Here is a 19340-nt window from a genome sequence, read left to right as displayed (position 1 = left end):
TTCTGCAAGAGGTCTATTGGTTTAGAGCGTATTGGCGGAGTCATGGTCTATGAAGTGACCAATCCCAATCAGCCCGCTTTTGTGCAGTATCTCAATACTCGCGACTTCAGTGCAGCAGTAGCTGGTGACTCTGGGCCAGAAGGGCTTACCTTTATCTCTGCAAGCGATAGTCCCAACAATCAACCCCTGCTGGTAGTTGCTAATGAAATCAGCAATACCGTGGCAGTGTATAGCGTTAACGCAGGCACTCGGATTAGTGACATTCAGGGCAGTGGACACAGATCGCCTTTAGTTGGTCAGTCTGTTACGTCTGTACCAGGGATTGTCACCGCGATCGCCTCTAATGGCTTCTACTTGCAAGACCCTAATCCTGATGCCAATGATGCTACTTCTGAAGGCATTTTTGTATTTACATCTTCTGCGCCAACGGTACAAGTGGGAGATTCAATCTTGGTTAACGGGAATGTGAGTGAATTCCGTCCAGGTGGATCGGCTAATAATCTGACCATCACTCAGATTGTTAGTCCCGTAATTACCAAGCTTTCCAGTGGTAATGCTTTACCTGCTGCAACTGTTCTCGGTAATGGTGGACGAGCAATTCCTAACCAGATCATTAGTAATGATGCAGCTAGTGGCAATGTGGAGAATGCTGGTACTGTGTTCGATCCTGCTCAAGATGGCATTGACTTCTACGAAAGCCTAGAAGGAATGCTGGTGCAAGTAAACAATCCTGTAGCAACTTCACCCACCGCCAACTTTGGCACATCAGAAGAAATTTGGGTTTTGGCTGACAATGGCGCTAATGCAACCAGTCGTACTAGCCGAGGCGGTAGCTTGATTACCGCTAATGACTTCAATCCAGAACGGATTCAAATCGACGATCTCAACAATTCCTCGGTATTACTGCCTGATGTAAATGTCGGCGCTCAACTTAGCTCGATTACAGGTGTGGTCAGCTATGACTTCAATAACTACGAAGTATTGGTTTCAAATGCGCCAACGGTAGTGCAGCCTTCCACTTTACAAAAAGAGGTCACCAACCTAACAGGCAGTGCCACACAATTGACGGTAGCTACCTTCAACGTGGAAAACCTTGATCCTAGCGACACGACATTTAATGCGATCGCCAGTGCCATTGTCAGCAACATGAAGTCGCCCGACATCATTAATCTGGAAGAGATTCAGGACAACAATGGCGCGATTAATGATGGGACGGTTGATGCAAATGTAACTTTGCAAACGTTGATTAATGCGATCGCTGCCGCAGGTGGTCCTACTTACGAATATCGCCAAATCAACCCCGTTAACAATCAGGATGGTGGTCAACCTGGTGGCAACATTCGCGTTGCTTTTCTATTTAATCGCGATCGCGTCAGTTTTGTTGAAGGTTCATTACAACGCTTGACCGATAGCAATCTGACTGATGGTGACGCTTTCGCTAGCAGCCGCAAACCACTCGTAGGCAAATTTGTCTTCAATGGACAGGAAGTAACTGTCATTGGTAACCACTTCAACTCCAAGGGTGGCGATCAACCTCTATTTGGACCTAATCAACCACCGACATTAAGCAGCGAAGTACAACGCAACCAGCAAGCCACCATTGTTAAAGACTTCGTACAAGGACTGTTGGCAACCAACCCCAATGCTAATGTCGTAGTAGCAGGTGACTTGAATGATTTCGAGTTCTCTAGTCCCCTCAGCATTTTGGAAAGTGGTGGGTTGAATACTTTAGTCGAAACTCTGCCAGCTAATGAGCGCTATACCTACAACTTCCAAGGCAACGCCCAGACATTAGATCACATTTTAGCTAGCAACAATCTCAGTAGCAAACTAGATGGTTTTGATGTGGTTCACATTAACTCTGAGTTTGCGGATCAGATTAGCGACCACGATCCCATTGTGGCAAGGTTTAATCTCCCCACAATCCCCGATCCCAACGCACCTTTTAGAATGCAAATTCTCCATGCTTCCGATTTTGAAGGTGGAATTCCAGCGATCGATGATGCGGTGAGATTTTCTGCGGTTCTGAATCGGTTAAGAACTGATCCTAATTTGCCAAGTAGTGTCATTCCCAATACCCTGACCTTATCCTCTGGCGACAATTACATCCCTGGTGCTTTTTTCAATGCTTCCAGCGATCTTAGTCTCAACGGCGTAGGAGGATTAGGAACAAGCTCCGCTCCAGTAATTGGTCGCGGCGACATTGGTATTCTCAATGCTTTTGGAATTCAAGCATCTGCCTTGGGTAATCACGAGTTTGATTTGGGAGTAAGGCAAGTTCGCGACGTGATCCGCACGGGCAGCGGTAATCCTGGCACAGCCTTCCCCTATCTCAGCACCAACTTGAACTTCAGTCCCGAAATTACTGCGGGCAACCTAGGATCATCAGACCTAGCTACTAATCAAACCACTGCCGAAGCCAGTACCATCAAGGGTAAATTGGCGAAGAGTACCGTAATTACCTTAGCGGGTAATGATGGAGTTGCAGGAAACGCGGACGATCAAAGGATCGGTATTGTCGGTGCAACAACTCCCACCTTAGCGAATATTTCATCTAGTGGCAGTATTGGCATATCGCCATCTAATCCGACTGATTACGATGCTCTGGCCGCCGAGATTCAAGCTACGGTAGATATTCTCAAGGCGCAAGGTATTAATAAAATCATTTTGCTGTCCCATATGCAGCAGTTCAACATTGAACGAGATGAACTTGCTCCTCGCTTACGTGATGTGGATATCATCCTTGCAGGTGGATCAAACACATTGCTGTCAGATAGTAATGATGTTTTGCGATCGGGAGATGCTAGCGATGGTGTTTACCCAGTTGTGAGAACTGGAGCCGATGGCAATCCTGTATTAGTAGCAAACACCGATGGAAATTATAAGTATGTCGGTCGCTTAGTCACTGAGTTTGACAGTAATGGCATTCTCAATGTCAACGCACTCAATAGCAGCATCAATGGAGCCTATGCTACGGATGAAGCGGGTGTTGATCGCGTTTATGGTACTGATGTAAATCCCAGAGATGTAGCGAATCCTAATGTTGTAGCGATTACTGACGGTATCCGTAATGTCATTGCTACGAAGGACAATTTGATTGTGGGCAAATCAAGCGTATTCCTGAATGGAACTCGCGATGATGTGCGTACTCAAGAAACCAATTTTGGGAATCTCACTGCTGATGCCAACCTCTGGCTAGCTAAGCAAATCGATCCAACCGTTGTCATTTCCTTAAAAAATGGTGGTGGCATCCGCGACAACATTGGCGTAGTTTCGGCATCTTCAGGTGCAGTCAATAGTGATGATATTCAGAAACTACCAACACAGCCCAATCCCCTTGCGCCAAACAAACAAACTGGTGATGTCTCTCAGTTAGATGTTGAGAATTCCCTACGATTTAATAATGGTTTGAGCTTGATCACGGTCACGGCGCAACAACTTCAGTGGGTAATCGAACATGCTGTGGCTGGAACTCGTCCTGGAAGTACTCCTGGGCAGTTCCCACAGGTAGGCGGCTTGAAATTTAGCTTTGACCCCACCAAAACAGCGATCGCCTTTAATAGTAGTACTGGTGAAGTCACCACCCAAGGCAGCCGAGTTCAAAATCTGGTCGTACTCAATGACGATGGATCGATTAAGGATGTAATTGTTCGCGATGGCGTATTGGTTGGCGACGCTAGCCGCACCTTCCGCATGGTGACCTTGAACTTCCTCGCAGGAACAAGCAGCACAGGTGGGCTTGGTGGTGATAACTATCCATTCCCTAAATTTGTGAGAGACAATGCCGCGATCGCTAATCGCGTAGATTTACGCGGTGAATCGATTGACCTCAATGGTAATGGTGTGATCGATCCAGCCCTCGCTCTAGCCGCAGGTAAATTCACTTTTGCCGCAGCAGGTTCTGAGCAGGACGCATTTGCAGAATACCTCGGCGATCAGTTTAGTACTAATCCTTTTAATGTTGCGGATGTTGCCGCTAACCTTGATACACGCATCCAAAATCTCAGCGTCCGTCAAGATCAAGTATTTACATCCGTAACGAACAGCCCACCAGTACTGACAGGAACTCCTGCCATCCTTGCTGCTGGTCAAGAAGATACAACCTATGCGATCGCAGAAGCTGATCTACTCGCAGGCTATACCGACGTGAACAACAATGTTCTGGCAGTAGCTCAACTCACAGCCACGAACGGTACTCTCACCAATAATGGAAACGGTACTTACAGTTTCACTCCCGATGCAAACTTCAATGGCACAGTTAATTTGAGCTACAACGTCATCGATGGTAATGGAGGTTCAGTAGCTGCAACCCAAACCATTGCGATCGCGGCTGTTAACGATGCACCAGTCGGCACGGTATCGATTTCGGATGCCACTCCAACGGAAGCGCAACAGCTTGTTGCTAGCAACTTGTTTACAGATGCTGATGGTTTAGTTAATGCCATCTATACCTATCAATGGCAACAATCAGATATTGGCGGCGGCTCAACATTCACCAACATCGTAGGCGCGACCAACAGCACCTTTACCCCCACTCAAGCTCAGGTCAATCGCCAATTGCGAGTAGTACTGAGCTACACCGATGACCAAGGTACAGTCGAAACACTTACCTCTATTCCAACCATTGTCACTGGTGACTTCTATGTTGGTACTTCAAGTGTCAATACTTTCACAGGTACTAATGGTCAGGACATTATTTCTGGACTTGGCAACAACGATATTCTGAATGGTCTTGATGGTGATGACACATTCCTTTATACCGTTGGTGATGGTAGAGATATCGTTGATGGTGGTTCTGGTAATGACACCCTGAATATTCTCGGAACAGACAACTCCGAGTCTCTGAGTGTAGTCTTTAATGGAACTCCAGTTTCAATAATTGCAGGTGGCACAGTAACCAATGTTGAATCCATCAATGTCGATCTACTAGGTGGCATCGACACCCTTTTCTACGGCTCCACTACTGCCGACTTGACGGTCAACCTGAACACTGGAGAAGCCTCTGGCTTTACAGCGATCGCTAATATCGAGAACGTTACTGGCGGATTCGGGAACGATATCATCACTGGTAACAGTGGTAATAACACTCTGCGAGGTGAATTTGGCAATGACATCTTAGATGGTGGTCTAGGCGCAGATAGCTTAAATGGTGGTCTAGGCAATGACACTTACATTGTTGACAACATCAATGATACTCTCTTTGATTCTGGTGGAACTGATACCGTTCTTTCCAGCATTGACTGGACTTTGGCTGGTAGCACTCTTGAGAATCTCACCCTCACTGGTAACAGCGATCTCAACGGTACTGGTAATGGTCTCCAAAATGTGATCGTGGGCAATTCTGGCAACAACATCCTTGATGGGGGCAGCAATGCTGACTCACTTGTGGGTGGTGCAGGCAATGATACCTATATCGTCGATAACACAAATGATCTGGTTACGGAGTTGGCAAATGAAGGCATTGACACAGTTCTTTCGAGAGTCACTCGCACCTTGGAAGCCAATGTGGAAAACCTGACACTGACAGGCAATAGTACGATCAATGGTACGGGTAATGAACTTAATAACATCATTACTGGAAACAGTCGGAACAACATCCTTGATGGTGGAGTTGGAGCAGATGCACTCATTGGTGGTTTGGGCAATGATACTTACATTGTCGATAACTTGGGTGACTCAATTACGGAAGCATTGAATCAAGGTACAGATTTGGTGAAATCTAGTGTGTCATGGACTCTAGGAGAAAACCTTGAGAACTTGACTCTGACAGGTAGTGCAAACATCGATGGTACTGGCAATAGCATCAATAACGTTATTACAGGCAATGATGGCGACAACATTCTCAGTGGTGGATTTGGTAACGATTCTCTAACTGGTGGTTTGGGTGCAGATGTACTTGTTGGAGGGTTTGGCAATGACACACTTTTCCTCGGTCTCAATGACGGAGCCTCTGATAGAGTTGTCTATAACCTCGGTGATGATAGTGATGTTGTAAATCAATTCCTGCGTGGAGTCGGAGGCGATTTACTCCAGTTCAATAACATTGCTGCGATTGATGTGCGTACTGTTGGAGGCAACACTCAGTTCCGATTGGGTGATGGAGTTACTGGCAATGCTGGATTTGCGAATGGTTCGCTCTTGCTAACCTTGAATGGAGTCACTGGATTTGCATCTAGCAATATCAATGACAACATCTTAGCTGGTTCTATTCCTACAACCTTCAACTTCAGCTAGGCTCTTTTAGATTTTCGCTAGAAATTCCTACGCTTTATAAGTCTTAAAACACCCTGTCCGTAAATGGACAGGGTGTTTTATTTTTTTGCGATCGCCCTCTCATTCCACAAACCACCTCATCACAAATTAAACAACGATCGCCTATTTTCTCAGACACACCAAATGTTTAAAGCGATCGCTATCTCATTCCAAAAACCAACGATCGCAACTCATCTCAAATTAAACAGCGACTCAACCACAGACCAATGCTTTAAAAATTCAATCCCTAAACACTTTTAGCTTTAGGAGCTATTTCAAAAGCTAATTGAGAGCCATAGAAACATACATCAAATTCTTGAAAAAAGTTAATTCTTCCTAAAAGTAAAGGTATATTCTCGGCTTTTGTCCAAGCAAAAACTAATGTTGTAGGTGCAAATTGATCGATTGTCGCTGACAAAATAATCCCTTTTGCGGGGAATTGGGCTAGATTTCCTGCCAGTGTAACTGATGTGGTATGGTCATCCCAATTTAATCCTAGTTGAATTCCTATTTCGTAGGGAAGAACATTGACACTCGCTCCTGTATCTAATAAGCCTGATGTTGAAATGGAAGTATTTCGGAATGATAAGGTCAAGGGAAGATAGGGGACAAGGCTAGTTTCTCCCACATAGTTGGACTTTTCGATAAAGTTAAAGCGTTTTTTCAATGTCATTTTATTTTGCTTCTTTTTGTAGCAAATGTTGTTGCAACATATCAGTTAAAACTTTTTCTGCGGAAAAAGCGTCGTATGGCGACCAAATTTCATAGGTTTTTCCATCTTCGAGAAGATCTGAGTTTTGTTCGTCTTTAGTTAGTTCTGTGGCTAAAAACTGGATAGCTTTAACTTTTTCAAAATGGGATAGCTTTTGTAGTGATGGCAAGATCTCTGTTAATGTCATAGAAATACAGGAGAAATATTAGTTAGATTATAGTGCGATATTTTATCAAGTTAAAAAATCACCTGCTACTGCATAAACCAGCGATCGCCTTCTCATTCCCAAAAACAACGATCGCAACTCATCTCAAATCAAACAACGATCGCCTATTTCCTCAGACACACAAATGTTTAAAGCGATCGCCCCCTCAATCCAACGTTCGCAACTCATCTCAAATCAAAAAGCGATCGCTGCAATCAGTGAGACATTTCTCAAAAGCAACAGATTTCACGATTCTTGATAATCACTAAGAAGGATCGGTTCTTTGTTAGGTACTCTGACGATAATTTCAATGGTTCCACCTAAAGCGTTTACTACTGCTCGAAGTGTATTGAGTTCTAGATTTTGTCTGCGTTCGAGCTTAGATATGGCTGGCTGTTGTACTTCAAGGCGTTCGGCTAGTTCTGATTGAGACAAACCAAGCTTTTCACGCAGATGTCTCAGCGTAATTTCTTCAAGATGAATTTGCGAAGCTCTTGCTTCAATAAGTTCTTGACGTTCTCTTGGAAGTTTGTTTAATTCTTCGGATAGGGTTGTATATTGGGTCATTTATTTTCTTCCTTCAGTATTTCCAGATATTTTCTGTACCGTTTATCTGCGATCGGAATATTTTCCTTGTACCAGCGTTTGTTTCCTGTTTTGTTGCCACCAACCAGCAACACAGCTTGTCGTTTAGGATCGAAGGCAAATAAAATACGCCAAGGTTCTCCTTGATATTGAATACGAAGTTCTTTCATATTCTGAAATGAAGATCCTTCAAGGGTATCAACTCGCGGTCTACCAAGTTTTGGTCCAAATTCTCCCAATACACTTAGCACCGCAAATGTTTCGTCTTGAAGTCCTTGTTCTTGTTGGTAAAACCAGATTTTAAAGTCTGGGTCGAATATGATATTCCATTTCATAGCTTCATTATATTCTATACATGGAATATTTTCAATGTTTGTTTTGTGGCGATCGCCTATTTCCTCAGACAAGCTAAATGTTTAAAGCGATCGCCCCCCTCATTCCACAAACCAACGATCGCAACTCATATCAAATCAAACAGCGATCGCCTATTTCCATCAGAAACACTAAATGCCTAAAGCGATCGCCTTCTCATTCCCAAAACCAACGATCGCACCTCATCCCGAATCAAACAATGATCGCCTATTTCTTCAGACACGCTAAATGCTCAAAGAGATCGCCCACTCATTCCCAAAACCAACGATCGCAACTCACCTCAAACCAAACAACGATCGCCTATTTTTATCAGACACACTAAATGCTTAAAGAGATCGCCCTCTCATTCCACAAACCAACGATCGCAACTCACCTCAAACCAAACAACGATCGCCTATTTTCTCAGAAACACTAAAGACTTAAAGCGATCGCCCCCTCATTCCACAAACCAACGATCGCCTATTTCCTCAGATACGCTAAATGTTCAAAGCGATCGCCCTCTCATTCCACTAACCAACGATCGCAACTCCCCTCAAATCAAACAACGATCGCCTATTTTTGCTAGACAAACTAAATGTTCAAAGCGATCGCCCTCTCATTCCATAAACCAACGATCGCAACTCATCTCAAATTACACAACGATCGCCTATTTCCTCAGACAAGCTAAATGTTCAAAGCGATCGCCCTCTCATTCCACAAACAACGATCACAACTCATCTCAAATCAATCCGCGATCGCCTATTTCTTCAGACACACCAAATGTTCAAAGCGATCGCCCTCTCATACCAAAACACAAAATGGCATAGCCATTTTGTGTTTTTAAAACCCTTACTGGTTTTGGGTTTTAATTCACGAAAGTGTTGCCACTCTTTCGTGAATTGGTATCATTCCACAAACCAACGATCGCAACTCACCACAAATTAAACAGCGATCGCCTATTTCCTCAAACACGCTAAATGTTTAAAGCGATTGCTCCTCAAATCAGTAGGTGTTTACAAATATGGATTACATTTCACAAGTTGCTATCCGAGAAAATAAGAACAACTCAACTTTCCCTTCACCTCCCTCATAGTCTGAAATCAGAGGAAGATGTCCCTTGATAGACAAAAATTTACTCATAAAAATATCTGAGTAAAACACGTATTTACCTCTATCCATCCATGCAACCCGATCACAAAATTTATTCCAAGTTTCAGAACTTGGATAACTAAAATCCAGCTTGCCACCACATTCTATGTAAATTTGCCTCTGGATGCTAAAGCCATAAAGTCCGTTGCTATACTTTATCCATAGGCGATCAATTGCTAATAATTCATCACAGGGGAAATTGCGTAAGTTGTCTTCTGATAAGTACTGTCCTAATTCCTTACCCACAGCACTTAGTATCAATTTATAAGTTTCTCGATCTGCATTTTTCCATTCCTTAGCTTTGAGATAAGATTCTAATTGTCGATAACGTTTATTGATGACTAATTTTTCGAGTGACTCTAAAACATTGGCTTTTTTAATTTGGCTATAGATGAGATGTGCGAGATCACCGTTATCGAGATCGACTAGCTTTTGAAAGAGTCTATCAGGATTTGGAGTCAGGCTGGCATAGAATAAAATTGTATCTTTCCATACATTTAAGTTTAAATTCTCGAATAGTAAAGCCTCACCTTCTTCTTTTAATTGTACAAGTTCTGAAGCGGCTAAAAATTCCTGAAAGCTCAAATGGGAGAAATGATAGTTTTCGTCTCCTCTGACTAACATCTCACTGACATCTACCATTTGCACCAAAAACTGTTCGACATTGACCTCACTATTAAATCTATCTAAACCAATCTTTAGCATATATAGTAAGACATCGCGTCGGATTTGTTTAAAGTATTCTTTGCTATCATCTGTAGCTGATTTCATCATCTCTAGAGCCACAAACTGCAATACTTTCTGACGTTCAGTCGCAGAATTAAGTAATAGTCCTATCCCTTTTTCAGTGGGTCTGCGGTCTAACTGCAATTCCAAAATGCCACGATATAGCTCAAACTTACGCTGTGGTAGATCTTTCCCCTTTTTGTCACGATGATATCGCACCATCATATTTAACATCAGGGCATTACCAGAGAGCGCCTTGAGTTCTGGACGCATATCAATCTGATCAAGTAGAGACTTAGCCATCGTTTTCGCCTTTCTTTCAATACCTCGATCCAGTCCCTTAGCAGCTTTTCCCTCTTGGTAGATGTAACATTTTTCCAGAAATTCCTGACGCTGCTTATCATCAAAGTCATTTATCCAATAATTCATGAATAGCTTCTTATTTGGATAATCCAATCTGTAAGCAGTTGGGCGCGAGGTCAGCATAAAAACTGATTTTCTATATTTTTGCATCTCACGGTTGAGCCAAGTGCTAACTTTTACGCGCTCCTCGGAACTTGGTATTTCATCAAAACCATCCAACATCACCAATGCTTGCCCATTTAAAAGCAAATTTTTTGCCCAATCATCTGGAGCAGTACATTCTTGATTCTCTAATAATTTATGGGCATGATCGGTTAACAGTTGTGGTAATTCGAGCGAATCGTCTTGATTTATAAATTTGACGCAACGGGATAAGTACAGCAAAAAGGGAATAAACTTCGGCGCTTTGTAGTCTCCATAGGCACGATTACTGTAGGTATAGGCAAGATATTTCAAAAGTGTGGTTTTACCATAGCCGCCTCTTGCCCGAATCGAGATCCTTTTAAGTTTTTCTTTGTCTTGGCTATTTCTCAACAATTGCCAAATGTCCGATATTTGACCACCTTCTAATTCTTCGTATCGGTTAAATCCAATCTCTCTAGGACTATCAATCAGGCGCAGAGGTACAAATATTTCTGGTAATACAGGATAGTTATCGAGGTGATCTTCTTCTCTAACACCGTCCGCTTCATCTCGATAACAAACATATTTTTGCTCTTCTAGATACCTTGATTCAAAATCATTTTTAATGGGTTGTAGTAAAAACTGATTCATCCGTTGAAATAGTGACGCTATAGGAGAAACTACAGGAACATTACGATTACTATCTATACGAATAGGTTGCTGTAAGAACTGATTTACCTGTTGAAACAGTGATGCTATAGGAGAAACTATAGGAATGTTTTGGGAAAGATTTCTCTTCTGTCGTTTGTCTAGAGAGTCGATAAAAGCAACTATCTTAGAATTCTGGATAGGCTGGTTTGCCTCTATAATCACTGCAAGGGTGATTGTCCTAATGTTTGTTCCCCATTGATTTACAAAAAGGACTGAAAACGTTCCACTTTTTTCTTCTAGAGCAGCTTCAAGTAATATTTTCGCACTACCATAAGTTCCACCAAACCGATGCAACACGATCGCAGGTTCACCAACAGATGTAACAGTAAAAAGATTCCCAGCATTCACCATGCAGTAAATTAAATACTCTTCCTCCTCATACTGCCACTCAAACCCAGACTCAGGCATCTGCAAATCGATTTCCATCAGATATGTCTTGCCAACCTCCGCCTCCTTGGGGTAGCTAATCACAGGCTGAATCGATAGCGGTAGAGTATCAGTCATCGGTCTGTCCTCCTGCTGGCGTAAGTCGGAGTACGGTCATTGGATTACCGTAATAGACATACATAAAAGTGTATATGAAAGCTAATAGATTGTCTTGAGTTTGCTCTGCTCCTAAATCTGCTACCACTTTAGCGCGAATATCCCGTAACAAAGCCGCCACCGATAAACTAGGTGAATCCATACAAGCCTGCATCAAATCCCTAGCGATTTCTGCGGCATATTTATCTCCCACACCTCCCAACGTCCCAATCACGCCTCTAGCCCCTTTTCTCAAAAAAAGTTCCACAAACCCAAGCCGATAACCACTAGGAATACAACTATGCATCTGATATCGTCCAGAATGACAGGTATTGATAAACACAATTCCCTCTGACTTCTTCAGAAGATTAAGCGCACATCGATTCAAATCCCTTAACTTGAGTGTAATTGCTCAACCTATAGAAAACAATGATTTGAGAGGATTCAAAGCGATAAGAATGGACTCAAAAGCAGAAAAGCCTTGTCTTTTTCCAGTATTGACAATGGAACGAACAGCCGCAAATAAGTCACGCCCCCAATCGGAGCGAAAACCATTCGTAACTTTTCTAAAAATGACACTCCAACGTAAAGCCTGTTCGCTAGAGTTATTAGTTGGCGGGATGGTGTGGTCATCCAAAAACAGAAATAAGTTTTCTCGTAATTCTAGATATCGCTTCTGTAATCTAAGTCCATCTTCTTGAGTAGGTAACAGAGCTAAAATATTGTCGAGGTCTCGATACAATCGACATCGATATTGATAACGAGTAGAGTCAGCTAAATCCGACCATCGCCTTCGCAGCACCAAAGCTCGTAGCAGCAGCTTTTTCATCCTGCCAGAGAAAATCTGGTCTCCTGCATCAATTCCATACTGACAATCTCTGAGTTGATGGGCAAGACAAACTTGCCATTCTGTCGCTGGATTGGTCTTTTGGGCGCTAAACAAATCTGATACCCACACCTCTGGTTGATGCTCTGCCATCACTTCGGCGATGACATCTGCGCCTCTAGACGGTCGGATGATATGAAAACATACTTGTTCGTTCTGAAATACCCATTCCCATTGATTTTTACCGTTTACCCTTGCTCTGGTTTCGTCACTGCATACTAGACGAGATGTTTTTAGGGCTTGGAGTATTCCTGTCACCTCCGACTCTAGTTGTCCTTTCACCCTTGTTAAGAGATTGGCGATACCTCCTTCTGATATCTCTAAGCCAAATACTTCACTCAGCATTTGCTGCATTCTTCCATAGCTTATACCGTGACTGTATCTCATCGTTGTCACTAGGGCAGCTATTCTTTCTCCAAAGGGACTTCCTACTTCAAGTCCTACGGGTAATGCTGCGATTTGTTCCTGTCCACAATGCTCACACTTGCATCCATACCTTTCGATTCTGGTAACGATGGGCTTGATTGGTGGTATATCGATCTTGTCGTATCGTTCCAGTAATACCTGCATTGATTCAGCGATCTCTTTCCCACATTCTGCACAACTTTTTACAGTTGCTTTGAGCGTTTGGTCTGGCACTCAGTTGACGACCTCCTCCATCTCTTCCTATACTTCCTGCTCGTTTGCCTTCTGTTTCTTCTGGATTATTGATTTCCGCTTTAAATCCTTTGGCTGGTGGCAAACTTGAGTTCTTTGAAGTCTTCTTTGGTTTCTTTTCTAACTGTTTCTGTAGTTTTTGTAGTTCTTCCCATAACTTAACTATCAAGGCTTCTTTTGCCTCGTCTGTTAGTTCTTTTAGGTTGGGTAGTTCTTTCATTTCTTTAATTTATCAGCTTTTGCCCCTTTGTCAATTTTCCTACGTTGAGCTATTACACTTGAGTTGTTGTTTTATATCTTGCAGCGATCCGATCGCAATCTCTCGATGATTCTCACTAAATGTTCCATGACCAGCAATATAAATTAGCCCAAAACCAAGATCGTCCCGTTGTAAATGGCTATGAAACTTCGTAATGTTATCGTAGGTCGTTGCATTCAGTTTCTTTAGGATTGATAACTCTACACCCACATTCAGTTCTTTATGATTGGTATAGGCGATCGCCTTGCCAAAACACTCATCAGCCTTAATTTCCAAAACTAACTCATCATCACCCTTAATCACCTGCTGCCAGCGTACAGTTGTCACCAAAGCTCCTAAATATTCTGAATCCGACTCATCAGGCGAAAGCTCCAACATTTCCCAAGGAATTTCAAAATTAGTTTGGTCAGAAATAATTAGACATAGCTGACGATCAAACTTTTTGCGTAATTGCTTCAGCCATTTGCGAATCTTAGTATTGACGCGAGAGAAATGATTCATATCATCGCGAATATCTTCTGGACTTAGCTTTTCCTGTACTGATTCACCTAATGAAAGTTTTGGTCTTTTTTCAGGGTCTGTCAAAAGTGGAGCGATTTCAGCGTTCCCTCCGATCAGTCGATAATAACTATTTCCTTCAGCTTGAATATACAAAATTGCAACCTCTTTAGGAGGCTTTTCGGTAATATAAACCCTACTATATGGAAATACTTCTGCTTCATTTACTTGAGCTATCTCAGGCACACCAGAATGATTAATGATAGTAACCGTATTGTTATTTCCCTGAATAACATTATTCTCCATAGCTACTTCTGCTGAAGTTCTAGTTTCAGGCAATTTATTTCGATTCTGACTTAGACTAGATGTTAATCTTTGAATTAAGTTCATAATTCCACCTCCGCTAATTCCATCTCTGGAATCATCAACACCCCAGCCCCCAACTTCTCAGCCAACTGCAATGGCAAATCAGCATATATTTTTGGTTGTGGATTGAGTAAATAAGCCTTCACCCCATCCAACTCCCCAATCTGCGCCGCCACCTGCAAAGCATCCTCAATTCCCCTCTGCTTCACAGGCAAAAACGCCCCAATATCCCCCACCCGACTTGCCTCTAGCGGCACATTCCCCCTTCCATCCGTAATCACCACCAATACAGCCTGTTTCACCTTACTTCGTCCATGTTGCAAAGCATGACGCAAAGTTTGCAAAGCCAACTCCAAACCATGCGCTAACGGCGTAGCCCTTCCCCTTCCAGACTCCAAACCAGCATTAATACGCGGCACAAGTACATTCTGCGCCTCAATCCGCACCGCCCGTAACTCATGCTTCGCATCCGCAGCCCCCACCTGTATCAGACAAATACAAGCTCTTTCCACATACGCCCAAGTCAAATAGGGCAGCAAAGACTCTTGCCAATTGCGATCGCGCAGACAAGTATAGTCCAACACCATCATCAACATTTGCTCAGCCACAGGAGCGCGACGATAACTCCGTAAATCCGTTGGCAAGATCGCAAAACCATTACTTCCATTAGCTGAACCTTGACGAATACGCTGAAACTTCGCCGCCTCCAAAATCGTACTCACCCAAGCCAGATCGCGAGCATCTGTAGCCCTCTTGACCCCGATTGCCACACCTCGCGCCGCATTTGCTGTCCTAAATCTTTGCATCGGCAACCGTAACGAACCCGCTTCTCGTTCTATCGGTGCAGTATCTTCTGGATATGGCTTTGTCGAATTACCAATACCGTCAAGATCAAACGACTCCGAATCCCCTGCATTGATTGTGTCTGATTGATATACAGGCTCTTTAACTTCATTCGTTCCAATATCACGCGATGAATTATCCAAACTTCTATCAAAATCAGAATTAGATTGAGATTCTGGAATTGGCGTAGATTTAGTTTCAGTTCGATCACGCTCAGTTGATGATGAACTAGGACGCGATCGCAAAGGCTGCAATCCCATCACCTGAGCCGCCCGATCTACATGCTCGATCGCCACTTCCGTCATCCCATCCAACCGCGCCAAAGCGATCGCCAACCTTGCCAAAGCCAAATCGCGACGGGGACTATAGCGCTCCGAAACCGTGACATATTCCAAAATGCGATCGCTAGCCTCCCCCGTCAGCCTAGCTCTTACACCCATAGCCGCCCGTATTTGAGCAATCAGCCCATCAGGTAATTTAACAAAATGCTCCAAATGATCCGAATTTCGATCGCTACTCAACCAATCCAACAAGCGTGTTAATTTTGCAGCATCCGTTTCCAAAGTTGGTGCGATTCCACTTCGTAATCGCAAAGCCAAGCGATCGAGCAAATGGGTTGACACCATCCCCACTTGCTTACTATCACAACCCACTAACCAACACAAATTCGGTTGCCAAGACTGTTGCTGTCCATAGCGCTCTAAATGTCCCACATCCGCAGACATCAGCATCACACAAGCCCTAGTCGCCGCCAAACTCAAGCGCGTCAAATCAGGGATCACAACTAAGCGCAAATCACGATCTCGATTTACCAATAAGCCCGACTGCCACTCAAACGGAAATCCATCAGCGTTAGCATGAAGCCCTAAATTACCCCACAGATCGTCCTCAGAAGCGATCGCACCCAAGGTCACTTTTTCAACTTTTTGGCTTGTTACTGCTTCCAACATTTTCGCGATCGCCTCAGCCGCGAATTGCAAGGTTGCGCGATCGGCATCAAACACCAACACACTTCGCAGACTCGGCGCGATCGCAGCACAAGCTAATCCCCGCATCAGAGGATCATCAAAAAAATCCGTTACCCTACCTTCAGACTCAGCCATCCTTTAAAACTGGTTCTAAACCTAAAACTGAAGCAACTTGTTCACTATCTGCATTAGTCCAAATCACCTCATTACCCTGAGACGATTCAGGACGACGATGTTGCAACGCCATCGCCGCCACTGCCCGAACATGATCGAGAGTCACTTGCTTTTTACCTTGTAATGCAGCATAAGCACGAGCCGCCAAAGCCATCACATAGTCACCACGATTACCCTGTACCTGAAACTCTTTAGTCAACTTCACACAACTTTCCACAACAGCAGCAGGTAACTTCACCTCATAAAATTTCTCCTTTGCCTTTACCAGCTTCTGCTTGTAAGCCTCATCTTCTGCCCTAGCTTTTGTCAGCAATTTAGGCAAAGAATCAGATGAGCGATCGCGCAACTCAGACCAGACCTCATCAAATGCTAATACCGTATTTAAAATCTCGCGCCGTTGATCTAACTCTGTTTCTGTGGTTACACCAACCATCAACCCAAAGCGATCGAGCAACTGAGGACGCAAACCACCTTCTTCTGGGTTCATCGTTCCCACTAACGTAAAGGCTAAAGATACCTCTTCGCTTTTTCCCTCACGCTGGATCACCAATACACCCGTTGAAGTCACATCCAAAATAATATTGACAATGTGATCGTCCAGCAAATTTACTTCATCAACATAAAGCAATCCTTTGCGATCGGCTTCCACCAGCAAACCATCTTGCCATTCTGGTTTACCCTTCATCAACTCATCAATTTTCCAGCCACCAACTACCCGATCTTCCGTGGCATTGATCGGCAAGGTCACAGGCAACTGCCCATGCATCATCTGTGCAAAAGCTCTCACCGCCGTTGACTTACCCGTACCGCGCTGACCACTGATCAACACACCACCAATACGCGGCGCAATATAAGCCAGTTCCAAGGCAAGCTTTAATTCCCTCTGACCCACAATCCGCGTGTAAGGCAAAACCTGAATAGTTGATGGCTGACTCATGGCTTCTTATCCGATTTCCACTTCATAGTTACTTCTAACTGCGCTCCCGCACTCACCTTAGCAATTACAGCACCCATCTCAGAGTCCAATTTAATCGCTAACTTTAATTCAAACTCATCAGGACGGCTCGCCTCATTAATTGACTTAATCCCCGCTACCGCCTTCACCGCACAGCTACGCACCAACTGCATCGCATCGCCAAACGTATCAACCACCGCTTCCACTGCCTTACTCGCAATATCGCCACTCCGTAGATCCTCGTAGGGACTCACCGCCGCAGGAAGTTGCTCCACCTCAACATAAATGGCAATTTCTTCACCATCAATAGTTTCTGTTTTCTTAATAACTGGCATAAAAATCTCAAAAATTTTGATCAGATTTTACTCGATAAACACCTTATAAAAAACAATTGCAAAGACGAATATTAGGTTGATAAAAATTTAGCGATTAAATATATGCTTAGCCAGCAGTTCAAGTACTTTTATCTGACAAATTTAAGCTTTTCAGTATTTGTGACAAAGAAATCTGTGAATAGGCTCATGACTGTGCGATCGCGGATTTTGATATTTGCAGTTAGAGACATGCCTGACTGCAAATTGATTTTGCGTCCATTCGTCTCTAGGTACTGCTTCTCAAGCTGCACCTTTGCAGGAAATCGATAGGTCGGATTGGCTTGATCAGGGGGTAAAGCATCCGAACCAATCGAGATTAACTTTCCTTTCACATCGCCAAACTCGGTGAAAGGGAAAGAGTCAATTCTGACATCTACAGCCATTCCTTCTTTCACAAAACCAATGTCTTGATTGCCAATAAACACCTTCACTATGAGCATCTCATCTGGCACGATTTTTAAGACAACTTCACCAGCATTCGGGTTTGCTACATATCCTAGTCCTGCTTTCAAGTCAAATACTGTGCCAGATGCTGGTGCGCGGAGTTCTTGATTTTTGAGGATCACTTCTGCTTGCTGGATTTGACCTTCTATTTCTGCAAGTCTCTTAGTATTGTCCACTAAGGCTTTAGTAAATTGACTATCGATTTCAGCAATACGTTTTGTATTGTCGGCAATTTGGCTAGTCAACTCCTTGCGAGTAATGTCAAAGGTATTATTTAGTCTGGCTTGTCCCTCAACGATCGCTGACTGAATTCGCTGCTCTTCCAGTGACAACTGCTGAATTTCTGACTCCAAAGCGATTACCTGTTGTTGTTGTTTGAGGTATTGGACACGGGAAATCGCTCCTTCTTTAACAGCAGTTTCTAGATCGCCAAGAATTTTGGTGTCGATCGCCAAGGCGTTTGCTTTACTAGCGCGGTTAATCCGAGTTTGATTTAATTGTTCGAGCGATTGAGCAATATTTGCTTCAGCAGCTTGCGATCGCGAGTCTAATTCGGCTCTTGAAGCGATGAGACGATCCTGCTGATCGCCTGTTAAATTTGCACCACTCCCATTAACCTGCATCCGATACAGTTGCATTTCTGTCATTAAGGCTTCGCGATTTCGAGCTAGGGCAAAAAATTCTACAGGGACAGCACTCACTGTAGCTCCATCAATTTCTGAAGTTTTCCCATTAAGGACTTCTCGATAAAACTGATTTTCTTGCTGGAGATTTTTGCGTAATTTTTGCAATGATTCAAGCTGAGACTTCGCTACAGTTTCATCAATCCGCAATAGTACTTCGCCTTCTGTGACTTTCTGTCCATCTTTAATTAATATTTCCTTCAGTACACCATTAGCAGGAATACGTACTTCCTTAACTGCTCCCTGTGGTTCGAGTTTGCCCTGAGCAGGGATTGATTCTTCAATTTTTGCTACGGAAGCCCAAATAATTGCCACCGTCACTGAGCCAACTAATGTCCATAAAATTGCTGGAATCCATTTAGGTGACTGACTCAAGGCTAAGGGTTGATCGAAATCACTTTTTTTGACGATCGCGCTAGTAGGTTTCTCCAGACCATCATTAGAGACCATATCTTCGGGAGAGATCTTTGCTAATTTTGGAGTTGGTTGATTGCCGTTATTATTTGTCATGATCTTTTTACCTTTATTTTATCG

15 protein-coding genes and 1 pseudogene are annotated in these 19340 nt (G+C 43.4%); 3 read left to right on the top strand and 13 right to left on the bottom strand.

Annotation, left to right across the window (positions count from 1 at the left end):
* Positions 1 to 15: 15 nt before the first annotated feature.
* A pseudogene (locus ABM313_RS20490) lies at positions 16 to 6234 on the top strand (cadherin-like domain-containing protein); the annotation flags it as partial.
* A 265-nt stretch (positions 6235 to 6499) separates the two neighbouring features.
* Here the strand turns inward: ABM313_RS20490 and ABM313_RS20485 are convergent.
* Together ABM313_RS20485 and ABM313_RS20480 are read right to left on the bottom strand one after the other, a co-directional pair.
* Complete coding sequence (locus tag ABM313_RS20485; protein ID WP_434685002.1) at positions 6500 to 6925, bottom strand: retroviral-like aspartic protease; 426 nt, start codon at positions 6923 to 6925, stop codon at positions 6500 to 6502.
* 1 nt (position 6926) lies between these two features.
* A complete protein-coding gene (locus ABM313_RS20480) occupies positions 6927 to 7151 on the bottom strand; it encodes a hypothetical protein (RefSeq protein ID WP_434685001.1) in 225 nt (74 codons plus the stop codon).
* A gap of 32 nt (positions 7152 to 7183) precedes the next feature.
* Here ABM313_RS20480 and ABM313_RS20475 point away from each other — a divergent pair, with 32 nt between their 5' ends.
* Positions 7184 to 7438 (top strand): hypothetical protein, encoded by a 255-nt coding sequence (locus tag ABM313_RS20475; protein ID WP_434685000.1) that lies wholly within the window; start codon positions 7184 to 7186, stop codon positions 7436 to 7438.
* Here ABM313_RS20475 and ABM313_RS20470 read toward each other — a convergent pair.
* On the bottom strand, positions 7416 to 7736 hold the full coding sequence (locus ABM313_RS20470; RefSeq protein ID WP_190575809.1) for a helix-turn-helix domain-containing protein: 321 nt from the start codon (positions 7734 to 7736) through the stop codon (positions 7416 to 7418). The two genes, ABM313_RS20475 and ABM313_RS20470, sit on opposite strands and share 23 nt — an antisense overlap.
* Positions 7733 to 8089, bottom strand: a complete 357-nt coding sequence (locus ABM313_RS20465; protein ID WP_434684999.1) for a type II toxin-antitoxin system RelE/ParE family toxin — start codon at positions 8087 to 8089, stop codon at positions 7733 to 7735. The genes ABM313_RS20470 and ABM313_RS20465 overlap by 4 nt, the downstream gene beginning before the upstream one ends.
* Positions 8090 to 8166: 77 nt before the next feature.
* Between ABM313_RS20465 and ABM313_RS20460 the strand changes: the two genes are divergently transcribed.
* Complete coding sequence (locus tag ABM313_RS20460; RefSeq protein ID WP_434684998.1) at positions 8167 to 8448, top strand: hypothetical protein; 282 nt, start codon at positions 8167 to 8169, stop codon at positions 8446 to 8448.
* A gap of 683 nt (positions 8449 to 9131) precedes the next feature.
* Here the strand turns inward: ABM313_RS20460 and ABM313_RS20455 are convergent.
* The 9 genes from ABM313_RS20455 to ABM313_RS20415 all read right to left on the bottom strand — a co-directional run bounded on the left by ABM313_RS20455 (position 9132) and on the right by ABM313_RS20415 (position 19316).
* On the bottom strand, positions 9132 to 11681 hold the full coding sequence (locus ABM313_RS20455; protein WP_434684997.1) for an NACHT domain-containing protein: 2550 nt from the start codon (positions 11679 to 11681) through the stop codon (positions 9132 to 9134).
* A complete protein-coding gene (locus ABM313_RS20450; protein ID WP_434684996.1) occupies positions 11674 to 12087 on the bottom strand; it encodes a hypothetical protein in 414 nt (137 codons plus the stop codon). The genes ABM313_RS20455 and ABM313_RS20450 overlap by 8 nt, the downstream gene beginning before the upstream one ends.
* 24 nt (positions 12088 to 12111) lie before the next feature.
* Positions 12112 to 13224: an IS66 family transposase gene (gene tnpC / locus ABM313_RS20445; RefSeq protein ID WP_434684995.1), complete on the bottom strand. Its 1113-nt coding sequence runs from the start codon at positions 13222 to 13224 to the stop codon at positions 12112 to 12114.
* Positions 13160 to 13462, bottom strand: coding sequence for a hypothetical protein (locus ABM313_RS20440; RefSeq protein ID WP_434684994.1), 303 nt, complete (start codon positions 13460 to 13462; stop codon positions 13160 to 13162). The genes tnpC and ABM313_RS20440 overlap by 65 nt, the downstream gene beginning before the upstream one ends.
* Positions 13463 to 13501: 39 nt before the next feature.
* Entirely contained in the window at positions 13502 to 14389 is an 888-nt protein-coding gene (locus ABM313_RS20435; protein ID WP_434684993.1) for a hypothetical protein, read from the bottom strand.
* Positions 14386 to 16311: a hypothetical protein gene (locus ABM313_RS20430; RefSeq protein WP_434684992.1), complete on the bottom strand. Its 1926-nt coding sequence runs from the start codon at positions 16309 to 16311 to the stop codon at positions 14386 to 14388. The genes ABM313_RS20435 and ABM313_RS20430 overlap by 4 nt, the downstream gene beginning before the upstream one ends.
* On the bottom strand, positions 16304 to 17287 hold the full coding sequence (locus ABM313_RS20425) for an ATP-binding protein (RefSeq protein WP_434684991.1): 984 nt from the start codon (positions 17285 to 17287) through the stop codon (positions 16304 to 16306). Before ABM313_RS20425 ends, ABM313_RS20430 begins: the two co-directional genes overlap by 8 nt.
* The gene (locus ABM313_RS20420; RefSeq protein WP_434684990.1) at positions 17284 to 17640 is read right to left on the bottom strand and encodes a CU044_2847 family protein; all 357 of its coding nucleotides are present in this window, start codon (positions 17638 to 17640) and stop codon (positions 17284 to 17286) included. The genes ABM313_RS20425 and ABM313_RS20420 overlap by 4 nt, the downstream gene beginning before the upstream one ends.
* 128 nt (positions 17641 to 17768) lie before the next feature.
* Positions 17769 to 19316: an HlyD family efflux transporter periplasmic adaptor subunit gene (locus ABM313_RS20415; RefSeq protein ID WP_434684989.1), complete on the bottom strand. Its 1548-nt coding sequence runs from the start codon at positions 19314 to 19316 to the stop codon at positions 17769 to 17771.
* Positions 19317 to 19340 lie beyond the last annotated feature (24 nt).

The organism is Pseudanabaena minima str. Chao 2107 (assembly GCF_051131155.1).
In the GTDB taxonomy this organism is placed as follows: domain Bacteria; phylum Cyanobacteriota; class Cyanobacteriia; order Pseudanabaenales; family Pseudanabaenaceae; genus Pseudanabaena; species Pseudanabaena minima.
Note: the sequence above shows the minus strand (reverse complement) of the source record. Positions and strands in the feature narration are given on the sequence as shown.

Coding starts and splice junctions, on each gene's coding strand:
- ABM313_RS20485 (WP_434685002.1), bottom strand. CDS start 6,925: ATGACATTGAAAAAACGCTTTAACTTTATCGAAAAGTCCAACTATGTG.
- ABM313_RS20480 (WP_434685001.1), bottom strand. CDS start 7,151: ATGACATTAACAGAGATCTTGCCATCACTACAAAAGCTATCCCATTTT.
- ABM313_RS20470 (WP_190575809.1), bottom strand. CDS start 7,736: ATGACCCAATATACAACCCTATCCGAAGAATTAAACAAACTTCCAAGA.
- ABM313_RS20465 (WP_434684999.1), bottom strand. CDS start 8,089: ATGAAATGGAATATCATATTCGACCCAGACTTTAAAATCTGGTTTTAC.
- ABM313_RS20460 (WP_434684998.1), top strand. CDS start 8,167: ATGTTTAAAGCGATCGCCCCCCTCATTCCACAAACCAACGATCGCAAC.
- ABM313_RS20455 (WP_434684997.1), bottom strand. CDS start 11,681: ATGACTGATACTCTACCGCTATCGATTCAGCCTGTGATTAGCTACCCC.
- ABM313_RS20440 (WP_434684994.1), bottom strand. CDS start 13,462: ATGAAAGAACTACCCAACCTAAAAGAACTAACAGACGAGGCAAAAGAA.
- ABM313_RS20435 (WP_434684993.1), bottom strand. CDS start 14,389: ATGAACTTAATTCAAAGATTAACATCTAGTCTAAGTCAGAATCGAAAT.
- ABM313_RS20430 (WP_434684992.1), bottom strand. CDS start 16,311: ATGGCTGAGTCTGAAGGTAGGGTAACGGATTTTTTTGATGATCCTCTG.
- ABM313_RS20425 (WP_434684991.1), bottom strand. CDS start 17,287: ATGAGTCAGCCATCAACTATTCAGGTTTTGCCTTACACGCGGATTGTG.
- ABM313_RS20420 (WP_434684990.1), bottom strand. CDS start 17,640: ATGCCAGTTATTAAGAAAACAGAAACTATTGATGGTGAAGAAATTGCC.
- ABM313_RS20415 (WP_434684989.1), bottom strand. CDS start 19,316: ATGACAAATAATAACGGCAATCAACCAACTCCAAAATTAGCAAAGATC.